At 71.0% G+C, this 20,568-nt stretch carries 14 protein-coding genes; 6 read left to right on the top strand and 8 right to left on the bottom strand.

The annotated features are described in order from the left end of the window. Positions 1 to 198 precede the first annotated feature (198 nt). Positions 199 to 2,382: a prolyl oligopeptidase family serine peptidase gene (locus ACIQE0_RS15915; RefSeq protein ID WP_402332361.1), complete on the top strand. Its 2,184-nt coding sequence runs from the start codon at positions 199 to 201 to the stop codon at positions 2,380 to 2,382. A 4-nt stretch (positions 2,383 to 2,386) separates the two neighbouring features. On the opposite strand, the gene ACIQE0_RS15910 is transcribed toward ACIQE0_RS15915, so the two are convergent. Next, positions 2,387 to 3,439 (bottom strand): hypothetical protein, encoded by a 1,053-nt coding sequence (locus tag ACIQE0_RS15910; protein WP_366338125.1) that lies wholly within the window; start codon positions 3,437 to 3,439, stop codon positions 2,387 to 2,389. Between the two features lie 486 nt (positions 3,440 to 3,925). On the opposite strand from ACIQE0_RS15910, the gene ACIQE0_RS15905 reads away from it, so the two are divergent. The 5 genes from ACIQE0_RS15905 to ACIQE0_RS15885 all read left to right on the top strand — a co-directional run bounded on the left by ACIQE0_RS15905 (position 3,926) and on the right by ACIQE0_RS15885 (position 10,180). Beyond that, the gene (locus tag ACIQE0_RS15905; RefSeq protein ID WP_366338284.1) at positions 3,926 to 4,963 is read left to right on the top strand and encodes an ABC transporter permease; all 1,038 of its coding nucleotides are present in this window, start codon (positions 3,926 to 3,928) and stop codon (positions 4,961 to 4,963) included. 103 nt (positions 4,964 to 5,066) lie between these two features. Continuing rightward, positions 5,067 to 6,866, top strand: coding sequence for an ABC transporter substrate-binding protein (locus ACIQE0_RS15900; protein ID WP_366338286.1), 1,800 nt, complete (start codon positions 5,067 to 5,069; stop codon positions 6,864 to 6,866). A 114-nt stretch (positions 6,867 to 6,980) separates the two neighbouring features. Beyond that, positions 6,981 to 7,952 (top strand): ABC transporter permease, encoded by a 972-nt coding sequence (locus tag ACIQE0_RS15895; protein WP_366338288.1) that lies wholly within the window; start codon positions 6,981 to 6,983, stop codon positions 7,950 to 7,952. A gap of 11 nt (positions 7,953 to 7,963) precedes the next feature. Next, entirely contained in the window at positions 7,964 to 9,031 is a 1,068-nt protein-coding gene (locus tag ACIQE0_RS15890; protein ID WP_402332356.1) for an ABC transporter ATP-binding protein, read from the top strand. A 12-nt stretch (positions 9,032 to 9,043) separates the two neighbouring features. Further along, positions 9,044 to 10,180 carry a dipeptide ABC transporter ATP-binding protein gene (locus ACIQE0_RS15885; RefSeq protein ID WP_366338292.1) on the top strand — a complete coding sequence of 379 codons (1,137 nt, stop codon included), beginning with the start codon at positions 9,044 to 9,046 and terminating at the stop codon, positions 10,178 to 10,180. Positions 10,181 to 10,241: 61 nt separating this feature from the next. Here the strand turns inward: ACIQE0_RS15885 and ACIQE0_RS15880 are convergent, their stop codons facing one another. From ACIQE0_RS15880 to ACIQE0_RS15850, 7 genes are all read right to left on the bottom strand, one after another. After that, positions 10,242 to 11,276, bottom strand: coding sequence for an ABC transporter ATP-binding protein (locus tag ACIQE0_RS15880; RefSeq protein ID WP_402332352.1), 1,035 nt, complete (start codon positions 11,274 to 11,276; stop codon positions 10,242 to 10,244). Next, positions 11,263 to 12,273, bottom strand: coding sequence for an ABC transporter ATP-binding protein (locus tag ACIQE0_RS15875; RefSeq protein ID WP_402332349.1), 1,011 nt, complete (start codon positions 12,271 to 12,273; stop codon positions 11,263 to 11,265). Before ACIQE0_RS15875 ends, ACIQE0_RS15880 begins: the two co-directional genes overlap by 14 nt. 11 nt (positions 12,274 to 12,284) lie before the next feature. Next, complete coding sequence (locus ACIQE0_RS15870; RefSeq protein ID WP_402332346.1) at positions 12,285 to 13,274, bottom strand: ABC transporter permease; 990 nt, start codon at positions 13,272 to 13,274, stop codon at positions 12,285 to 12,287. After that, complete coding sequence (locus ACIQE0_RS15865) at positions 13,267 to 14,190, bottom strand: ABC transporter permease (protein ID WP_366338300.1); 924 nt, start codon at positions 14,188 to 14,190, stop codon at positions 13,267 to 13,269. Before ACIQE0_RS15865 ends, ACIQE0_RS15870 begins: the two co-directional genes overlap by 8 nt. A 20-nt stretch (positions 14,191 to 14,210) precedes the next feature. Then, entirely contained in the window at positions 14,211 to 15,830 is a 1,620-nt protein-coding gene (locus ACIQE0_RS15860; protein ID WP_402332343.1) for an ABC transporter substrate-binding protein, read from the bottom strand. Positions 15,831 to 16,074: 244 nt separating this feature from the next. Beyond that, complete coding sequence (typA, locus tag ACIQE0_RS15855; protein WP_402332340.1) at positions 16,075 to 17,991, bottom strand: translational GTPase TypA; 1,917 nt, start codon at positions 17,989 to 17,991, stop codon at positions 16,075 to 16,077. A gap of 185 nt (positions 17,992 to 18,176) precedes the next feature. After that, complete coding sequence (locus ACIQE0_RS15850; RefSeq protein ID WP_402332337.1) at positions 18,177 to 20,540, bottom strand: ABC transporter substrate-binding protein; 2,364 nt, start codon at positions 20,538 to 20,540, stop codon at positions 18,177 to 18,179. Positions 20,541 to 20,568 lie beyond the last annotated feature (28 nt).

Genomic DNA, 20,568 nt, shown 5'->3' with positions numbered 1-20,568 from the left:
AGTTGACGGTACGTGAACTCATCGATCGGCGCCACGTACCGGGGTATGCCATGGGCTCTTTTACCCCGCACCCACTACGCGCATGGGATCATAACTTTCCGACCGCGCGCATAAGTCGGTGCACCGGAGCATGGTGGGGGCGCACACCGTTTTCCACAGACTCACCCGCGAAGGCCGCTGTCGCCGTAGGCTCGGAGCATGACCGGAAAGCTGCCCTTCCCCCGGCACTCCGCGCGCACCCAGCGCTTCACGCTCGGCGCCCCGCGCGCCTTCGCCCTGGCCCCCGACGGCACCCGCGCCGTCTTCCTCCGCTCCGCCTCCGGCACCGACCGCAGCCAGCAGCTCCAGGTCCTGGACCTGGACGGCGGGCGGGAGTTCACCGCCGCAAACCCGCACACCCTGCTGGCCGGGGCGGACGAGGACCTCCCCGCGGAGGAGCGGGCGCGCCGCGAGCGCAGCCGCGAGGGGTCGGCCGGCATCGTCGGCTACGCGGTCGACGCCGCCGTGGAGTTGGCCGCCTTCGCGCTCTCGGGACGGCTGTTCGTCTCCGAGCTGCGGGCCGGCACCACGCGCGAACTCCCCACGGCCGGCCCGGTAGTGGACCCCCGCCCCGCTCCCGACGGCCGCCATGTGGCCTATGTGGCCAACGGCGCGCTGCGGGTCGTCGCGGCGGACGGCGGCGGGGACGCCGGCGCGGGCGCGGACCGCGCGCTGGCGGAGCCCGACGGCCCCGATGTCACCTGGGGGCTGGCCGAGTTCATCGCCGCCGAGGAGATGGACCGCCACCGCGGCTTCTGGTGGTCCCCTCAGAGCGACCGGGTGCTGGCCGCGCGGGTCGACGAGGCGCCGGTGACGCGCTGGTGGATCGCTGACCCGGCGCACCCGGACCGGGAGCCGGCGCAGGTGCCGTATCCGGCGGCCGGCACCGCCAACGCCGAGGTCACCCTGGCCTTCTTCGGGCTGGACGGCTCCCGCACGGACGTCCGTTGGGACACCGCGCGCTATCCCTATCTGGCCCGCGTCCACTGGTCGGCGGCGGGCCCGCCGCTGCTGCTGGTGCAGACCCGGGACCAGCGCGCCCAGCGCTATCTGACGGTCGACCCGGTGACCGGCGAAACCTCCGTGGTGCACGAGGACCAGGATGAGGTGTGGGTCGAGCCGTTCCCGGGGGTGCCGGCCTGGACGCCGGACGGCCGGCTGGTGCGGATCGCCGACGAGGGTGGCGCACGGCGGCTGTTCGTCGGCGACCGGCCGCTGACCGGGGAGCCGCTGCACGTCCGGGCGGTGCTGGACGTCGGCGAGGAGGACGTCCTGTTCGCGGCGAGCGGCGCGGAGATGCACGACATCGGCGTCTACCGCGCGTGGTACCGCGACGGCCGCCAGGAGGGCGGCGGCGCCTCGCCCGCCCCGGCGGGCTGGGAGCGGGTCGGTGAGCGGCCGTATCCGACGGTGTCGTCGGCGGTGCGCAGCGGGGCGCTGATGGTGCTCACCCAGGCGTCGTTGGAGCAGCCGGGCGCCCGGTCGGAGCTGGTGCGGCTGGAGGCGGACGGCGGCGAGAAGACGCTGGCCGTCATCGACTCGTATGCCGAGACGCCCCATCTCACCGCCCGGCCGCGGCTGGTGCTCGCCGGTGAGCGCCGGATCCCGTGCGCGGTGCTGCTGCCGACCGGCTATGCGGAGGGCGACGGTCCGCTGCCGGTGCTGCTCGACCCGTACGGCGGCCCGCACGGCCAGCGGGTGGTCGCCGCGCACAACGCCCACCTGACCTCCCAGTGGTTCGCCGACCAGGGCTTCGCGGTGATCGTGGCGGACGGCCGGGGCACCCCGGGCCGCTCCCCCGCGTGGGAGAAGGCGGTCTCCCGGGATATCGGGCCGATCGCCCTGGCGGACCAGGTGCACGCGCTGGAGGCGCTGGCCGACTCCTTCCCGCTGGACCTGACGCGGGTGGCGATCCGCGGCTGGTCGTTCGGCGGCTATCTGGCGGGCCTGGCCGCGCTGCGCCGGCCGGACGTCTTCCACGCCGCGGTGGTGGGGGCGCCGGTGACCGACCTGCGGCTGTACGACACGCACTACCAGGAGCGGTATCTCGGCCACCCTGACGAGGAGCCGGCGGTCTACGCCCACAACTCCCTGGTGACGGACGAGGGGCTGTCAGAGGCGGTGGAGCCGCACCGTCCGATGCTGATCGTGCACGGCCTGGCGGACGACAACGTGGTGGTGGCGCACTCCCTGCGGCTCTCCTCCGCGCTGCTGGCGGCCGGCCGGCCGCACGAGGTGCTGCCACTGACGGGCGTGACGCACATGGCGTCCCAGGAGCAGGTCGCGGAGAATCTGCTGCTGCTCCAAGTCGCCTTCCTCAAGCGGTCGTTGGGGATCGCGTAGCGGCTCACCAGCCCGGCGGGCGCACCGCGGGCGGCGGCGGGGCGTGCGGCGGGCGCGCCTCGTCCGGCCCGTCGCCGTACGCCACGGGGCGGCGCCCGCCCGCGGCGCCGCCCGGCACTCCGGGCAGGGCCGCCGCGCACAGCCCGCAGAGCCCCGCCAGGGCCGGCACGGCCGCCGCGGCGAGGGTGAGGCGGGCGTCGCCGAGCGCCGCGGCCAGGTGCCCGAGGAGGCCGGCGCGGACGGCGGTGACGAGCGCGGCAGCGCCGTGGCCGAGCAGCAGGACCCCGGCGGTGATGGCGGCCGGCCGGGACCACGGCGCCCGGCGCAGCGCGCCGGCGCCGGCGGCCGCGGTCAAAAGGGCGAGCGCGACGGCCGCCCAGTGCGGCGGGGGTCCCGGCAGCGCGCCGGGGGCGTCGGCGCCGAGCAGGGCGGCCCCGTAGCCGTCCGCGCCGAGGCGCGCCAGCGCGGGAAGTTCCCCGGCGGCGAGGAGCAGCGCTGCGGCGCCCAGGAACCCCGCGGTCCATCCGGCTGGCCCCCGGTACGGACTGCCGGGAGCCCCGGGCCGGGCGCCGTGCGGCGGTGCCTCCTGGACCACGCCGTAGGCCGCCGCGACCTCCGCGAGCGGGTTCGGCGCCGCCCGCCGGCCGCCCGCGACGACCGCGAGCAGCGCCGCGGCGAGCACCAGCTGGGCGAGCGCGGCGAGCTGCGCCCAGAGGGCGAGCGCCCCGTCCGGGCCCGGCGGCCGGTCCGGCAGCCACAGGACCGGCAGGCGCAGCAGCGCGGTGGCCGCCGCCAGGGAGAGCAGGGCGCCCGGCGCCGTCGGCGTCCCGCGCCGGGCGGCGTGGGCGGCCACGAGCCCGGTCGCCGCGAGCAGCGGGTCGTAGACCGCCGCCCCGGGCGCCCCGTCCAGCAGGCCCGCCGGCGCCCCGTCCGGCTGCCGGGCGGCGACCAGGTCCCGCACGCACCAGGCCGCGCCGGACGCGGTGAGCAGCAGGCAGACCGCCACGGCGGCGCGGCGCGCACCGCGACTGAGATGAGGTGACCGGATGGTGGACACGACCCGCCCCCGTCCACGTCGGTGACCCACGAAGTCCACGGCACCCCGGCTTCCGCGGAGGTGCTACCGCAGGTCTACCCCCCTCCCGGCCGCCGGACAACAGACATCGGGGGAACGGACCGGGAAAGCCACTCGAAACGGCGGTCGGCCGGGGCGTCGCTGACGCCCCGGCCGACCCACGGCACCCGCACGGCCGTACGGTGTTCAGCATGACGCGTCCGTATATCGGTGATGCGACAGGCAAGTTGCCTTCACGTTAAAGCGATTGATACTGAGATGTCCCACTTGCCGTCTATGACGACGGCATGTCAAGCACGCCTGGGCGTCAATCTGCGCAATCTTCGCTCAAGAAGCGGACGCCCTGCGTACAAGCACACCTCATACCCTTGACTCCGCCATAAACCACTTGCGAAAGTCGCGCTCATCCAGCGGTGCGACCGGTGCCGCTTCACGTTCCAAGAGAACTCGGCGCGGGGGCACTTCGCGATGACTAGTCCATCCCAGACCGCGGCAAGCACGGCGGACACCCCAGAGCTTGCCCCCAAAGGTCTGAAGAAGGAAAAGAAGAAGGGCAAGGGCGGTGAGCTCGTCGGCCGTTCCCCCGGGCAGCTGATGTGGGCGCGCTTCAAGCGCGACCGCACCGGCATGATCTGCGGGATCGTCGTGCTCGCCTTCTTCGTCGTCTCGGCCCTCGCTCCGGCGATCGCCTCGCTGTACGGCAAGAATCCGTACACGCTCTACGGCAACGAAAACGCCAACCTGCTCGATGAATTCGGTTACCCGATGGGGGCCAACGGCGGCATATCCGGCGACTTCTGGTTCGGTGTCGAACCGTCGCTGGGCCGCGACCTGTTCACCCAGCTCCTGTACGGCATGCGGACCTCGTTGGGAATCTCCGTCGCGGTCACCATCCTCGTGGTCATCACCGGCACCATTCTCGGTGTCACCGCGGGCTACCTCGGCGGCCGCACCGACTACTGGCTGGGCCGGATCATCGACTTCCTGATGGCCTTCCCGAGCCAGCTGACGTTCGTGGCGTTCATGCCCGTCGTCGTGGCGATCTTCGTCCCGCCGAGCGACGAGACGCCCACCTACATCCGCGTCATCGCCCTGATCCTCGTGCAGTGGGCCCTGGGCTGGATGGCCCTGGCGCGTCTGCTGCGCGGACAGGTGCTCTCCCTGCGCGAGCGGGAGTTCGTCGAGGCGGCGAAGATCACCGGCGCCTCCCCCTGGCGGATCATCACCAAGGAACTGCTCCCCAACGTGGTGACCCCGATCCTCGTCCAGGCCACCTACATGCTCCCGCTGTTCGTGACCGCGGAGGCCGGTCTGTCCTTCCTCGGCGTCGGCATCATGGAGCCGACCCCCGACTGGGGCCGGCTGTTCCACACGGCCGGCATGGTCTACGAGAACGACCCGACCTTCTTGCTCTTCCCCGGCGCCGCAATGGTGATCTTCGTCCTCTGCTTCAACCTGCTCGGGGACTCGGTCCGGGACGCATTCGACCCCAAGTCCGGGCGCTGATCGTCCGCTTGAAGGGGCAGCTGTCACCCCGCGCCGGTTCCGTACCGGATGCCGTCAGACAGCACATCTGGATAAACGACTGACAGGTAGGTGCTTGGACCTCATGAACGCTCTCTCCTCGCGCAGAGCACGCGCGGTTTTCGTGGCCATGGCGGCCGGTTCGCTCGCCCTGACCGGCTGCAGCTCCGGCGGCGGCACGGGCAAGGACAAGTCGCAGACCGACAAGAACGCGGCGGCGCAGGCCAAGGCGGTGCCGCTGGGCAACGCCGCGCAGTCCACCGGTCCGGCGGCCCCGGTCGCGGGCGCCCAGTCCGGCGGCACCATCACCGTCTACCAGCGGGACAGCTACAACCACCTGGACCCGGCCCAGATGTACGTCAGCGACATGGGCGACCTGTCCAAGCTGATCTTCCGCGGTCTGACCACCTTCAAGCAGGACGACGAGGGCAACAAGACGGTCGTCGGTGACCTCGCCACCGACGCCGGCCAGATGTCCGACGGCGGCAAGACCTGGACGTACAAGCTCAAGGACGGCATAAAGTTCGAGGACGGCAAGCCGATCACCTCGAAGGACATCCGGCACACCTTCGAGCGCCAGTACGCCAAGTTCATCACCGAGGGCCCGACCTACGTCCAGCAGTGGCTCTCGGGTGACGGCACCGCCTACCGCAAGGCGCTGCCGGACGGTCCGTACAAGGGCGACCACCTGCCCAAGTCCGTCCTGGACACCCCGGACGACAAGACCGTCGTCTTCCACTTCCAGAAGCCGCAGACCCAGCTGCCCTACGCGCTGACCATGGCCGGCTACAGCGTCGTGCCGGACAGCGACAAGGACACCAAGGAGAACTACGACGTCAAGCCGGTCTGCGCCGGTCCTTACAAGATCGCGGACTTCAAGTCCGGCAAGTCCATGCAGCTGGTGAAGAACACCAACTGGGACCCGAAGACCGACCCGATGCGCCACCAGTACGTGGACGGCTTCAGCATCACCTTCAACCACCAGGCGTCCGACTCCACCAAGCGGCTGATGGCCGACCAGGGCGTGGACAAGACCGCGATCAGCTTCACCAACGTCGTGGAGCCGACGCTCACCAAGCAGGTGCTGGACACCCCCGGTGCCAGCAAGCGCCTGGTGCAGGGCTACCAGCCCTACGTCTGGCAGATGAACATGAACATGGACCGCATCAAGGACAAGAAGATCCGCGATGCGATCACCTACGCCATGCCCAACAGCCAGATCGTCCGGATCAACGGCGGCAGCTACGGCGGTGAGGTCGCCGGCGGTCTGCTCGCCCCGACCGTCGCGGGCTACAAGAAGGGCTACGACCCCTACGGCAAGCTGACCAAGCCCAACGGCGACCCGGAGAAGGCCAAGGAGCTGCTGAAGCAGGCCGGCAAGGTGGGCATGAAGCTCGTCTACGCCTACTCCAACACCGAGATCCGGCAGAAGGAAGCCGTCGTGATCGCGGACGCGCTGGGCAAGGCCGGCTTCAACGTGCAGAAGAAGGAGGTCGACGCGGCCTCCTGGTACCAGCAGATGGGCAAGGTCGACAACGGCTTCGACATCTACATGACCGGCTGGGGCCAGGACTGGCCGGACGCCTCCACCGTGATCCCGCCGTCCTACGACGGCCGGCAGATCCAGGACGGTGCGGCCAACTACTCGCACGTGCGCGACCAGCACATCAGCGACGAGATCGACCGGATCAAGAAGATCACGGACATCCAGCAGCAGACCGCTGAGTGGGAGAAGCTCCACCAGTACATCGTGGAGAAGGTCAACCCGGCCGCCCCGGTGTTCTACACCAAGCTGCTCCAGATGTACGGCTCGAAGATCGGTGGCGCCCGCTACAACACGGACGTCAACTACCTCGACCCGACCACGCTGTTCATCAAGAAGTAAGCAGCGCACGGAGGCTCTCCGAAGAGCGCGCGCACGGCGGGGCGCGCGCTCTTCGGGGCCTTCCCGCAATCCCACACCCGTCCGCAGCCGCCGTCCTGAGAGCAGCGAATTGCCATGCTTCCCTTCCTACTTCGCCGGACGTTCGGCGCGGTCGTCACCCTCGTCCTGCTGAGCGCCTTCACCTTCTTCGTCTTCTTCTCCGTCGGTGACCCCGCGATGATGGCCTGCGGCAAGAACTGCACGGCGGACAACATCGCGCTGATCCACCAGAACCTGGGCCTCGACAAGCCCGTGCCGGTCCAGTACTGGACCTTCCTCGTCGGAATCTTCGCGGGCCGCGACTTCACCCTCGGCCACTGCAGCGCCCCCTGCTTCGGCTACTCCTTCACCACCAAGCAGGACGTCTGGTCGACGATGATGGACCGGCTGCCGACCACGGCGTCGCTGGCCATCGGTGGCGCCATCGCCTTCCTGGTGATCGGCCTGGGCGCCGGTCTGCTGGCCGCCTGGAAGCGCGGCACGGTGCTGGACAAGGCCGTCACCGGTGTCTCGATGATCCTCAGCTCGGTGCAGATCTACATCCTCGGCCCGGTCGTGCTGGGCATCTTCGTCTACAGCGGCCTGATGGCGGCGCCCAAATACGTCAACCTCACCAGCAACCCGGCCGGTTGGTTCATGGGCCTGCTGATCCCGTGGCTGGTGATGTCGACGATCTTCACCGCGCAGTACACCCGTATGTCGCGCTCGACGATGATCGAGCAGCTCCAGGAGGAGCACGTCCGGACCGCCAAGGCCAAGGGCATGCCGGCCGGTTACGTCTTCATGCGGTACGCCTGGCGCGGTTCGCTGATCCCGATCGTCACCATCCTCGGCATGGACCTCGGGGCGCTCTTCGGTGGCGCGATGATCACCGAGTACACGTTCCAGCTGGCGGGCCTGGGCCGGCTCGCGATCGACTCCGTCACCACCCTCGACCTGCCCATGGTGATGGGCGTCCTGATCTTCAGCGCCGCCCTCATCCTGGTGTTCAACATCATTGTGGATGCGGCCTACGCGTTCATCGACCCGCGCGTGCGCCTGTCCTAGGAGATCCTGACGTGACCACACCCACCAAGACCGAGGAAACACCGGCCCCGAAGGAATCCGGATCCGACGCCTTCCTCTCCGTTCGCGACCTGCACGTCCGGTTCTCCACCGAGGACGGCATCGTCAAGGCGGTCGACGGCCTCTCCTTCGACCTGGAGCGCGGCAAGACCCTGGGCATCGTCGGCGAGTCCGGCTCCGGCAAGTCCGTCACCAACCTGGCGGTGCTGGGGCTGCACAACCCCAAGTCCACCGCGATCACCGGTGAGATCCACCTCGACGGCGAGGAGCTCACCGGCGCCAAGGAGAGGACCCTGGAGAAGCTCCGGGGCAACAAGATGGCGATGATCTTCCAGGACGCGCTGACCGCCCTGTCGCCGTACTACACCGTCGGCCGGCAGATCGCCGAGCCGTTCATGAAGCACACCGGCGCCAACAAGCGCGAGGGCCGGCAGCGCGCGATCGAGATGCTCACCAAGGTCGGCATCCCGCAGCCCAACCTGCGGGTGGACGACTACCCGCACCAGTTCTCCGGCGGTATGCGCCAGCGCGCGATGATCGCCATGGCGCTGGTCTGCAACCCGCAGCTGCTGATCGCCGACGAGCCGACCACCGCCCTGGACGTCACCGTCCAGGCGCAGATCCTGGACCTCCTCAAGGACCTCCAGCAGGAGTTCGGCTCCGCGATCATCCTGATCACCCACGACCTCGGTGTGGTCGCCAACACCGCCGACGACCTGCTGGTGATGTACGCGGGCCGGGCGGTCGAGCGCGGTTCGGTCCGGGAGATCCTCACCGAGCCCCGGCACCCCTACACCTGGGGCCTGCTGAGCTCGATGCCGCGGCTCTCCGCGGACGTCAGCGAGGAGCTGCACCCGATCCCGGGCTCCCCGCCGAGCCTGCTCAACCCGCCGTCCGGCTGCGCCTTCAACCCGCGCTGCGGCTTCACCGCCGAGGTCGACGGCGGCCTGTGCACCTCCGAGCGCCCGCCGCTGGCGCCGGGCCGGGCCGCCGCCTGCCACCTCAGCGCCGAGCAGAAGCAGACCTTCTTCACCGAGCAGATCAAGCCCCGGCTGGGCTAGGGAGCTACCACCATGGCCAAGAACGACACCCTCCCCGGGCCCCGAGCCACCGCGCCCGCCCAGGGCGAGCCCCTGCTCACCGCCGAGGGACTCACCAAGCACTTCCCGATCTACGGCGGCTTCCCGTTCAAGCGCAAGGTCGGCGCCGTCCAGGCGGTCGACGGGGTGGACCTGACCGTCCACGCCGGCGAGAGCTTCGGCCTGGTCGGCGAGTCCGGGTGCGGCAAGTCGACCACCGGCCGGCTGCTGACCCGGCTCATGGAGCCCACCTCCGGCAAGGTCACCTACGCGGGGCAGGACATCACCCACGCGGGCCGCAAGGAGCTGGCGCCGATCCGCTCCGAGATCCAGATGATCTTCCAGGACCCGTACGCCTCGCTGAACCCGCGGCAGACGGTCGGCACGATCATCGGCGGCCCGATGGAGATCAACGGGATCAACCCGCCCGGCGGCCGGGAGAAGAAGATCCGCGAGCTCCTGGAGACCGTGGGCCTCAACCCCGAGCACTACAACCGCTTCCCGCACGAGTTCTCCGGCGGCCAGCGGCAGCGCATCGGCGTGGCCCGCGCGCTCGCCCTGAACCCGAAGCTGATCATCGCGGACGAGCCGGTCTCCGCGCTCGACGTCTCCATCCAGGCGCAGGTCGTCAACCTGCTCCAGGACCTCCAGCGCGAGCTGGGCATCGCGTTCGTCTTCATCGCCCACGACCTGGCGGTCGTCCGGCACTTCAGCGAGCGGGTCGCGGTGATGTACCTCGGCCGGATCGTCGAGGTGGGCACCCGGGAGGAGATCTACACCCGGCCGCGCCACCCGTACACCCACGCCCTGCTCTCGGCCGTGCCCGAGCCGAAGCTGGCGGAGGAGGGCGAGGAGGAGCGTGCGCGCATCCGGCTCGCCGGCGACGTCCCCTCCCCCGTCAACCCGCCGTCCGGCTGCCGGTTCCGCACCCGCTGCTGGAAGGCCCAGGACAAGTGCGCGACGGAGCAGCCGCCGCTGGTCCAGCTCAGCGGGAACGACGCCGGCCACCTGACCGCGTGCCACTTCCCGGAGGACCCGACCACCGCGGGCGAGGACATCATCATGGACCCGGCGCTGGCGGCCGCGGAGGAGGCGGCCCAGGCCGCGGACACCGACGGGGCCAAGGACTGACCCACCGCCACCGCACGGCAGCGCCGGAGCCCGCCTTCCCCCGGGGAGGCGGGCTCCGGCGCTACTCGCTCGGCACCACCTGCCGCTCCTCGGCGAAGTGGCACGCCGAGGGGTGTCGGGCGGGCCCCTGGGCGTCCGCGAACGCCGCCGGGACCGCCAGCGGCGGCTCGACCCGGGCGCACAGCTCCTGGGCCTTCCAGCAGCGGGTGCGGAAGTGGCAGCCGGACGGCGGGTCGGCCGGGGAGGGCACATCGCCGCTGAGCAGGATGCGGTCCCGGTGGGCGCGGGCCCCGGGGTCGGGCACCGGGACGGCGGAGAGCAGCGCCTGGGTGTACGGGTGGGTGGGGTGGTCGTAGATCTCCTCGCCGGTGCCGGTCTCCACGACCTTCCCGAGGTACATCACCGCGACCCGGTCCGAGAGGTGCCGCACGACGGACAGGTCGTGCGCGATGAAGACGTAGGAGAGCCCGAAGTCGGCCTGGAGGCGGGCCAGCAGGTTGACGACCTGGGCCTGGACGGAGACGTCGAGGGCGGAGACCGGCTCGTCGGCGACGATGATCTCCGGGCGGAGGGCGAGCCCGCGGGCGATGCCGATGCGCTGCCGCTGGCCGCCGGAGAACTGGTGGGGGTAGCGGCCCACGAACTCGGGGTTGAGGCCCACGACTTCGAGGAGTTCCTGCACCCGGCGCCGGCGCTCGCCCTTGGGTGCCGCCTCGGGGTGGATCTCGTAGGGCTCGCCGATGATGTCGCCGACCGTCATCCGGGGGTTGAGCGAGGTGTAGGGGTCCTGGAACACCATCTGGATGTTGCGGCGGACGGCCTTCATGGCGCGCCCGGACAGGCGGGTGAGGTCCTGGCCGCGGTAGCGGATGTGACCGGCCGTCGGCCGCTCCAGCCCGACCAGCATCCTGGCGACGGTCGACTTGCCGCAGCCGGACTCCCCCACGATGCCCAGGGTCTCGCCCTGCCGCAGGTCGAAGGAGACCCCGTCGACCGCCTTGACCGCGCCCACCTGCTTCTTGATCAGCACCCCGCGGGTGAGCGGGAAGTGCTTGACCAGGTCGCGGACTTCGAGGAGCGGTTCAGCAGGCGCCATCGAGCGTCTCCTTCCAGAAGTGGCAGGCGCTGGCCCGGCCCGGCCCGGCGTCGTACAGCGGCGGGCGGTCGGTGCGGCAGACGTCGCGGGCCAGCGGGCAGCGGGGGTGGAAGGCGCAGCCCGGTGGGACGGCGGTGAGGTTCGGCGGCAGGCCCTTGATCGCGTGCAGCTCCCGGCCCTGGTGCCCCAGGCGGGGCACGGACTCCAGCAGACCGCGGGTGTAGGGGTGCGCGGGCGCCTTGTAGAGCTGGTGGACGGGGGCGGTCTCGACGACCCGGCCCGCGTACATCACCGCGATGGTGTCGGCGACGTCGGCGACCACGCCCAGGTCGTGGGTGATCAGGATGAGCCCCATCCGGTACTCCCGGCGCAACTCCGCGAGCAGGTCCATGACCTGGGCCTGGACGGTGACGTCCAGGGCGGTGGTCGGCTCGTCCGCGATGATCAGCTCCGGTTCCAGGGCGAGCGCCATGGCGATCATGATGCGCTGGCGCATCCCGCCGGAGAACTGGTGCGGATAGTCCCCCACCCGCTGCCGGGCGGCCGGGATGCCGACCCGCTCCATCAGCTCGACGGCCTTGGCGCGGGCCTCCTTGCGGGAGGCGCCGGTGTGCACCCGGAACATCTCTCCGAGCTGGGTGCCGACGCTGAGCACCGGGTTCAGCGCGGAGAGCGCGTCCTGGAAGATCATCGCCATCTTCGCGCCGCGGATCCTCCGCCGCTCCTCCCCGCCCAGGGTGAGCAGATCGCGCCCCTGGAAGAGGATCTCCCCGCCGGTGACGAAGCCCGGTGGGGAGTCGAGGATGCCCATCACGGCCTGGGCGGTGACGGACTTGCCGGAGCCGGACTCGCCGAGCACCGCCAGCGTCTGCCCGGCCGCCACGGTGAGGCTGACACCGCCTACGGCCTTGGCCACCCCGTCGCGGGTGCGGAACTCCACCTTCAGGTCCCGGACGTCGAGCAGGGGGGTCTCGGGGGCCGCTCCGCCGTGGGTCATCTGCCGTCTCCTCAGCGCAACTTGGGGTCGAGGGCGTCGCGGACCGCGTCGCCGAGCATGATGAACGCCAGCACCGTGATGCTCAGCGCGCCCGCGGGCCAGAGCAGCATGTGCGGGGCGTTGCGGATGTGGGTGGAGGCGGCGGAGATGTCGATGCCCCAGGAGACGGTGGGCGGTTTCAGCCCCGCGCCCAGGTAGGAGAGCGTGGCCTCCAGGGCGATGTAGGTGCCCAGCGCGATGGTGGCGACGACGATGACGGGCGCGATCGCGTTGGGCGCGATGTGCCGCAGCAGCATCCGGCCGTTGCCGGCGCCCAGCGCCCGGGCGGCCTGGACGTAGTCGTTCTGCTTGGCGGTGACGACCGAGCCGCGGGCGATCCGGGCGATCTGCGGCCAGCCGAGCAGCACGATGAAGCCGATCACCGGCCAGACGGTGGTGCTGGTGATCACGGAGAGGAAGACCAGCCCGCCGAGCAGCACCGGGATGCCGAAGAAGATGTCGGCGATCCGGGAGAGCAGGGTGTCCCACCAGCCGCCGAAGAAGCCCGCCAGGCCGCCGAGCAGGCCGCCCAGGAGGGCGACGCCGGCGGTGGCGCAGGTGCCGACGGTGATGGAGGCGCGGGCCCCGTAGACGACCCGGGTGTAGACGTCCCGGCCCTGGGTGTCGTAGCCGAAGGGGTGGCCGGGTCCGGCGCCCTGCTGGGCCTTGGACAGGTCGGCGCGGTAGGGGTTGCCGGTGGCGATCGCCTGCGGCCACAGGGCGATGACCACCAGGAAGAGGATGACGAGCGCGGAGAGCACGAAGACCGGGTTGCGGCAAAGGTCATGCCAGGCGTCGCTCCACAGGCTGCGGGGCCTGCCGGTGGGTTCGCCGCCCGGGGCCCGCGGCCGGGCGCCGGGGGCGCGCTCCAGGGACTCGGCCTCGCCGATGGCCAGGGCGGCGGTGCCGCCGTCGCCGTGGCCGTGGCCGACGGCTTCCTTGGGGACATGGGGCTCAGACATAGCGGATCCTCGGGTCGAGGACGGCGTACAGCAGGTCGACCAGCAGGTTGGCGATCAGGAACACCAGCACCAGGATCGTCACGAAGCCCACCACGGTCGGCGAGTTCTGCCGGAGGATGCCCTGGTAGAGCTGGTAGCCGACGCCGTGGATGTTGAAGATGCGCTCGGTGACGATGGCACCGCCCATCAGCGCCCCGATGTCGGTGCCGATGAAGGTGACGACCGGGATCAGGGAGTTGCGCAGCAGATGGCGGGTGATGACCCGGTGCCGGGGCAGCCCCTTGGCGACGGCGGTCCGGACGTAGTCGGCGCGGGCGTTCTCCGCGATCGAGGTCCGGGTCAGCCGGGTCACGTAGGCGAGCGAGACCAGCGCCAACACCAGCCCCGGCAGCAGCAGTTGGCCCAGCGGTGTGTCCAGGGCGACGGTCGGCGCGGCCCACTCCAGCCTCACGCCGAAGACGAACTGGAGCAGATAGCCGCTGACGAAGGTCGGTACGGAGACCACGACGAGGGTGAGCACCAGCACGGTGGTGTCGACGGCCCGGCCGCGCCGCAGCCCGCTGAACACCCCCAGCGCCACGCCCACCAGCATCTCGATGACGATCGCGACCAGGGTGAGCCGGAGGGTGACCGAGAAGGCCTCGGCCATCAGCTCGGTGACCGGCCGGCCGTTGAACGCGGTGCCGAAGTTCCCCCGGAAGATCTGGCCCATGTAGTGCGGGTACTGCTTCCACAGCGGCTGGTCGAGGTAGAGGTCGTGGCGGATCTGCGCCGCGGTCGCGGGGTCCGGCGCCCGGTCGCCGAACATCGCGGCGACCGGGTCGCCCAGTGCGTAGACCATGAGGAAGATCAGGAAGGTGCTGCCGATGAACACCGGGATCATCTGGAGCAGTCGCCGGATCACATACCGTCCCATGAGCGCGCCCGCCTCCCTCGTCAGCCGACCGTGATCTCGTTGTAGACCGGGACGCTGAACGGATCGAGCCGCACATTGCTGATCCGTTCCGAATAGCCGCCGCTGCCGTTCTGGTACCACAGCGGAATGGCCGGCATCTGCCGGTCGAGAACCCGCTCCGCGTCCTGGAATTTCGCCACCGCCCGCCGGGTGTCGGGCTCCGCGTTCGCCTCGTTGACGAGCCGGTCGAATTCCGGATTGCTAAATTTCCCGTCATTGGAGGAGGCGCCGGTGAAGTACAGCGGCTGGAGGAAGTTCTGGATCAGCGGGTAGTCCATCTGCCAGCCGGCCCGGAACGGCCCGGTCATCTGCCGGGCACTGATCTTGTTGCGGAAGTCGGCGAAGGTGCCGACCGGATTCCCCACGCACGCCTTGTCCTTTCCCAGCGTCTTGTTGACGCTGTTGCAGATGGCGTCGATCCAGTCCTTGTGGGACCCGGTGTCCGCGTTGTACGTGAGGGTCAGCCCGCCGCCGGGAATTCCGCCGCCCTCCTTGATGAGCTGCCGGGCCTTTTCCGGGTCGAAGACACAGGCGCCGCACAACCCCGGCTTGAAGCCGCCCTTCTCCCCCAGGACCGGCGAGGTCCAGTCGCTGGCGGGGGTGCGGGTGTTCTGGAAGATCTCCTTGGTGATCTGCCGCCGGTCGATCGCCATCGACAGCCCGCGCCGCACCTTCTCGCTTCCCGACTTCCCCCAACGCGCGTCGTACAGCGGGAAGGTGAGGATCTGGATGAGGCCGGCCGGCTTGTTGATGTACCGGTCGCCGAGGTCGCTGCGGACGTTTCTCAGCTGCGCGGCCGGAATGTCGTCGACCAGGTCCAGATTCCCGGCCTGGAGGTCGGTGTAGGCGGTGTCGTTGTCGGTGTAGACGCGCAGGTCGATTCCGCCGTTCTGGGCCGGGTCCGGCCCCCGGTACCCCTTCCACTTCCGCAGTCTCAGCACGCTGCCCTTGTCATAGGAGTTCACCAGATACGGGCCGTTGCCGATCGGCTTCTTCACCCAGCCGTCGTGGTCCCGGAAGAACGTCTGGGGCAGCGGCATGAACGCCGCATAGCCCAGGGTGTCCGGCCAGCTGGAGAACTTCTGGTTGAGCGTGACGGTGAACGTCCGGTCGTCCTTCATGCGGAGTCCGGAGAGGGTTTTCGCGGTGGGTTTTCCCTTGTCCGGGTGCACCTTGTCGAAGCCCTCGATGTATTGGAAGAAGGGCGCGTTCTTCTGCTTGTTGTCGAGCAGCGCGCCGTAATTCCAGGCGTCCACGAAGGACTTGGCGGTGACCTTCTCACCGTTGCTGAAGGTCCAGCCGGGCCGGAGGGCCACGGTGTAGTGCCGGGCGTCCGCGGTCGTGATCCGCTCGGCGATGACGTTCTCGGCGGCGCCGGTGCGGGGGTTGTAGCGCTTGAGGCCGCGCAGCACCATCGCCAGGACCTTGCCGCCCTGCACCTCGTTGGTGTTGGCCGGCTCCAGCGGGTTCTGCGGGTCTCCCCAGGAGGCGCTGACCACGGCGGAGCCGCCCGGTCCCGCGGTCCCGCCGCCGCAGGCGGTGGCGGCGAGGGCCAGGGCCCCCGTGCCGACGGCCCACCTCGCGCGCACGGCTTGGCGCATGGCGCCTCCTTGAAGGTCCGGACTCCGGGTCACCCGTGGCCGCAGGGACCACCCGTAGCCCACATCAGAGCCCACACCCGCGCACCGCGCACCCCGGCACCGGCCGCCCCTGCTCCGAACCCCGGCGAAACCCCTCGGATGACCGATCCGCGGCGCCGCCGGTGCCCCCGCTCCGCCCCCTGACACGGCGGCGCCCCGCCGGACCGGGGTCCGACGGGGCGCTGGGACGAGCCGTGCGGCAGCGTCAGTTGTGCTTGGCGCGCGAGGCGGTGCGGCCGCGCTCCTTCTGGTCCAGGACGACCTTGCGGATGCGCACGGCCTCCGGGGTGACCTCGACGCACTCGTCGTCGCGGCAGAACTCCAGCGACTGCTCCAGGGAGAGCTTGCGCGGCGGCACGATCGCCTCGAAGGAGTCGGCCGAGGAGGAGCGCATGTTGGTGAGCTTCTTCTCCTTGGTGATGTTCACGTCCATGTCGTCGGAGCGCGAGTTCTCGCCGACGATCATGCCCTCGTACACCTCGGTGCCGGGGTCGGTGAACAGCACGCCGCGCTCCTGGAGGTTGGTCATCGCGAAGGCGGTGACCGCGCCCGAGCGGTCGGCGACCAGCGAACCGTTGTTACGGGTCGTCAGGGTGCCGAACCACGGCTCGTGGCCCTCGTGGATGGAGTGCGCGATACCGGTGCCGCGGGTGTTGGTCAGGAACTCCGTGCGGAAGCCGATCAGACCGCGGGAGGGGACGACGAACTCCATGCGGACCCAGCCCGAGCCGTGGTTGGACATGTTGTCCATCCGGCCCTTGCGGACACCCATGAGCTGGGTGACGGCGCCCATGTGCTCCTCGGGCACGTCCACGGTCATGCGCTCGACGGGCTCGTAGGTCTTGCCGTCGACCTCCTTGGTGACGACCTGCGGCTTGCCGATCGTCATCTCGAAGCCCTCACGGCGCATCTGCTCGACCAGGATGGCCAGCGCCAGCTCACCGCGGCCCTGCACCTCCCAGGCGTCGGGGCGCTCGGTGTCCAGGACGCGCAGCGAGACGTTACCGATCAGCTCGCGGTCCAGGCGGTCCTTGACCTGGCGGGCGGTGACCTTGCGGTCCTTGACCGCGGCCTTGGCGCTCGCGCCCTTGCCCGTGCCGCCACGGCCGACCAGCGGCGAGGTGTTGGTGCCGATGGTCATCGAGATCGCCGGCTCGTCGACCGTGATCAGCGGCAGCGCGACCGGGTTCTCCGGGTCGGCGAGGGTCTCGCCGATCATGATGTCGGGGATACCGGCGACCGCGCAGATGTCACCGGGACCGGCCACCTCGGCCGGCTTCCGGGTGAGCGCCTCGGTCATCATCAGCTCGGAGATCCGGACGTTGTGGATCGAGCCGTCGCGCTTGATCCAGGCCACCGTCTGGCCCTTGCGCAGCTCGCCCTGCTCGACGCGGAGCAGCGCGATACGGCCGAGGAAGTTGTCGGCGTCGAGGTTGGTGACGTGCGCCTGGAGCGGCGCGTCCTCCTCGTACGTCGGGGCCGGGACGTGCTCCAGGATGGTGGAGAAGAACGGCTCCAGGTTGGTGGAGTCCGCCGGGACCGTGCCGTCCTCCGGCTTGGTCAGCGAGGCGATGCCGTCGCGGCCGCAGGCGTAGACGATCGGGAACTCGATCTGGTCCTCGTCGGCGTCCAGGTCCAGGAACAGGTCGTAGGTCTCGTTGACGACCTCGTCGATCCGGGAGTCCGGGCGGTCGGTCTTGTTGATGCACAGGATGACCGGCATCCGGGCCTGGAGGGCCTTGCGGAGCACGAAGCGGGTCTGCGGCAGCGGACCCTCGGAGGCGTCGACCAGCAGCACGACGGCGTCCACCATCGACAGACCGCGCTCGACCTCGCCACCGAAGTCGGCGTGGCCGGGGGTGTCGATGATGTTGATCGTGATGGGCTCCCCGCCGTCCTTGGGGTGATACTTCACCGCCGTGTTCTTGGCGAGGATCGTGATGCCCTTCTCACGCTCCAGGTCGTTCGAGTCCATCATGCGGTCGTCGAGGGACTCTGCGGCGTGCGCGGCAAAGGCGCCGGCCTGCTTGAGCATGGCGTCGACGATGGTCGTCTTGCCGTGGTCGACGTGGGCGACGATGGCGACGTTGCGGATGTCGTGACGAGTTGCGGACACGGCCATATTGCGGCGAACTCCCGAAGTGAGTGGTCGGCTGCGCGTACGTCTGTGTTACGCGGCCCTGCCGGGCTTGACGCGCCACGGCCTCACCCCATGGTACGGGGCTGCGGCGGCTTCAGCCGCCCCAGCCCGTACACACCACCTCTGACCTGCGATTTCTCGTCGAACTTCGCCTCTGACCGCAGCTCTTACTTGGTGTAACCGATGTCCTGGAAACGGGGGGTGGCGAAGCCGAACGCGCCAATGTTGGCGAGCGACTTCCTGGCGGCCACCAGCTCCGGCCGCTGGTAGAGCGGAAGCGAGCCGGCGGCGGCCCAGATCCGGGCGTCGGCCTGCTCGACCAGGGTGTGCGCGGCGTCACCGTCGAGCTCGGAGGCGGCCTGGTCGAAGAGCTGGTCGATGTGGTCGGTGCCGACCCGGGTGTAGTTCTGCTCGACGGTCAGCGAACCGTCCGGGGCCGGCTGGGGCTTGGCGTAGATCGGCCGGCCGTCGGTCGCCGGATAGGCGCTGCCGGGCCAGGAGTACAGGGCCAGGTCGAAGTCGCCGGAGGCGATGTGGTCCTTGAAGTAGCTCTCGTCCGGGACCCGCTGGATCGCGGTCTGCACCCCGATCCCGTTCAGCATCCCGGCGATCCGCCGGCCCACGGTGCGCAGCTGCTCGGAGCCGGGCCCGTCGGGGAGGACGAAGCGCAGCGCCAGCGGCCGGCCGTCCTTCTTCATCACCATGGCCTGGGCGGGGGCCCGGCCGGCGGCCGCCTCCGGGGAGTGCCCGGTGCCGGCCCGCTGGGCCTGGTGCGGCCCGGCGCCGGTCCGCAGCGCGGCCGCGTGGCCGGCGGCGGCCCCCGGCAGGTGCGGGGCCTGCCCGGTCTCGATCAGCTCGGCGGCGCCCAGCGCCTGCGCGGCCCGCTGGTGGTACTGCCGGTACCTGCCGTAGGCCGCGGAGTCGCTGTTCCCGTGGGCCGCCGCCTTCTCCTCGGCGGCGCCGGCCTTGTAGAACGCCGCGCTCTGCCGCAGCAGGGCGGCCTGCTCAACCTCGGAGCCGACCGCCCCGGCGGAGGACAGCGGCGCCTCGGCGGCGGCCGGGCGGGCACCGTCCCGCTCCACCCGGGCGGCGGCCTCGCCGGGCGGCCGGTTCGGGTTGCGGCCGTCGGACCCGGCGTCGCCGGGCCGGTCGGCGGAGGTGTCGCCGCCGGGCTCGTCCGCCCCGGGCTCCTCGCCGTCCGCCGGGTCCTCGTCGTCGGCCCGGTCCGACGTCGCCGCGCGGCCGGCACCGGCCTGCTCCTCGCCCGCCGGCGGCACGGCCACTCCGGACGGCTTCCAGCCGGCGTCCGCGAGCAGTTTCCTGGCCGCCCCCGCGTCCGCCTCGCCGAGCGCGTCGCTGTGGTCCTGGTAGCCGTGCTGCCCGGCCAGCAGCAGATGGTTGCCGAGCGGCGCGGCGGGCAGGCCCAGCGGCTTGAGGACGGTGTCGGCGAGCGCCTGCCGGTCGATGGCGCGGGCCACCGCGCGGCGCACCCGCTGGTCGGCGAGCGGCCCGGCGCTGCCGTTGAGGGCGAGTTGGGTGTAGGCGGGCTCCAGGGCCTTGCGGACGGTGTAGCCGCGCAGCGCGCTGTGCCCGGCGGCGCGGCCGGCGGCCTTGCCGTCCGCGGCCTTGACGCTGGCGGGCGCGGCGGCCTGGGCGACCTGCTTGGCGGCGCCCTGGTCGACGGAGGCCACGTCGACCGCCCCGGCGGCCAGCGCCGCGGCCCGCCTGTCCCGGGGCACCGCGTCCAGCACCAGGTGGTCGAGCTTGGCCCGCTCGCCCCACCACTTGGGGTTGCGGACGAGGGTGACGGTGCCGCGGTCGGCGTCCCGCCGCTGCACCAGGAACGGGCCGGCCCCGACCGGGAGCCGCTCCCGCACCCCGTCGTTGAAGGCGTCGGCGTCGTCCATCACGGACTTGGGGTAGAGCGGCGTGAAGAGCGACTGCCAGTCGGCGTAGGGGCGGGTGAAGGTGACCTTGACCTGGTGCGGCCTGGCGCCCGGCTCGACCTTGGCGATCCGGTCGTAGCCGGCGTTGCGGGCGGTCCAGTAGGCGTTGTCGGCACCGCGCAGCGCGTTCCACTGGGCGACGAAGTCCGCGGCGCCGATCGGCCGCCCGTCGCTCCACCGCGCCTTGGGGTTGAGCTGGTAGGTGACGACCTGCCGGGGCTCGCGGGTGCTGACGTCCGCGGCGCTCAGATAGTCGGCGTTGCGCTGCGGCCGGCCACTGGCGTCGACGGTGAACAGGCTGGGCAGCACGGCGCCGACGACCCGGGTGGTGGCCGCGTCGGCATCGCTCTGGAAGGCGTTGAAGGTGCTCGGCAGCGCGTCGATCGCCCAGCGGACCGTGCCGCCGTCCTTGACCATCCCGCGCGGGGCGGGCGCGATGTCCTGGGACTGGGCCACGGAGGGCGCGGTGTCGCCCTGGCTGCATCCGGCCAGTACCGGCAGCGGGAGCAGCACCCCCGCCGCGACGAGCGCGGCACAGCGGCGCCTTAGGCACACCGCGCCGCCTGGGCTGACGTGGTCCGTCATGACTGTTCCCTCCGGGCTCGCCCGCGCC

Origin of the sequence: Streptomyces sp. NPDC093097, assembly GCF_044754325.1 — a bacterium.
Taxonomy (GTDB): Bacteria; Actinomycetota; Actinomycetes; order Streptomycetales; family Streptomycetaceae; genus Streptomyces.
This window is presented reverse-complemented; position numbering and strand designations above follow the sequence as displayed.

Excerpts from the sequence above, each read along its gene's own strand:
- ACIQE0_RS15870 (WP_402332346.1), bottom strand. The coding sequence starts at position 13,274 with ATGTCTGAGCCCCATGTCCCCAAGGAAGCCGTCGGCCACGGCCACGGC.
- ACIQE0_RS15900 (WP_366338286.1), top strand. The coding sequence starts at position 5,067 with ATGAACGCTCTCTCCTCGCGCAGAGCACGCGCGGTTTTCGTGGCCATG.
- ACIQE0_RS15915 (WP_402332361.1), top strand. The coding sequence starts at position 199 with ATGACCGGAAAGCTGCCCTTCCCCCGGCACTCCGCGCGCACCCAGCGC.
- ACIQE0_RS15875 (WP_402332349.1), bottom strand. The coding sequence starts at position 12,273 with ATGACCCACGGCGGAGCGGCCCCCGAGACCCCCCTGCTCGACGTCCGG.
- ACIQE0_RS15850 (WP_402332337.1), bottom strand. The coding sequence starts at position 20,540 with ATGACGGACCACGTCAGCCCAGGCGGCGCGGTGTGCCTAAGGCGCCGC.
- ACIQE0_RS15895 (WP_366338288.1), top strand. The coding sequence starts at position 6,981 with ATGCTTCCCTTCCTACTTCGCCGGACGTTCGGCGCGGTCGTCACCCTC.
- ACIQE0_RS15865 (WP_366338300.1), bottom strand. The coding sequence starts at position 14,190 with ATGGGACGGTATGTGATCCGGCGACTGCTCCAGATGATCCCGGTGTTC.
- ACIQE0_RS15905 (WP_366338284.1), top strand. The coding sequence starts at position 3,926 with ATGACTAGTCCATCCCAGACCGCGGCAAGCACGGCGGACACCCCAGAG.
- ACIQE0_RS15860 (WP_402332343.1), bottom strand. The coding sequence starts at position 15,830 with ATGCGCCAAGCCGTGCGCGCGAGGTGGGCCGTCGGCACGGGGGCCCTG.
- ACIQE0_RS15885 (WP_366338292.1), top strand. The coding sequence starts at position 9,044 with ATGGCCAAGAACGACACCCTCCCCGGGCCCCGAGCCACCGCGCCCGCC.
- typA (WP_402332340.1), bottom strand. The coding sequence starts at position 17,991 with ATGGCCGTGTCCGCAACTCGTCACGACATCCGCAACGTCGCCATCGTC.
- ACIQE0_RS15880 (WP_402332352.1), bottom strand. The coding sequence starts at position 11,276 with ATGGCGCCTGCTGAACCGCTCCTCGAAGTCCGCGACCTGGTCAAGCAC.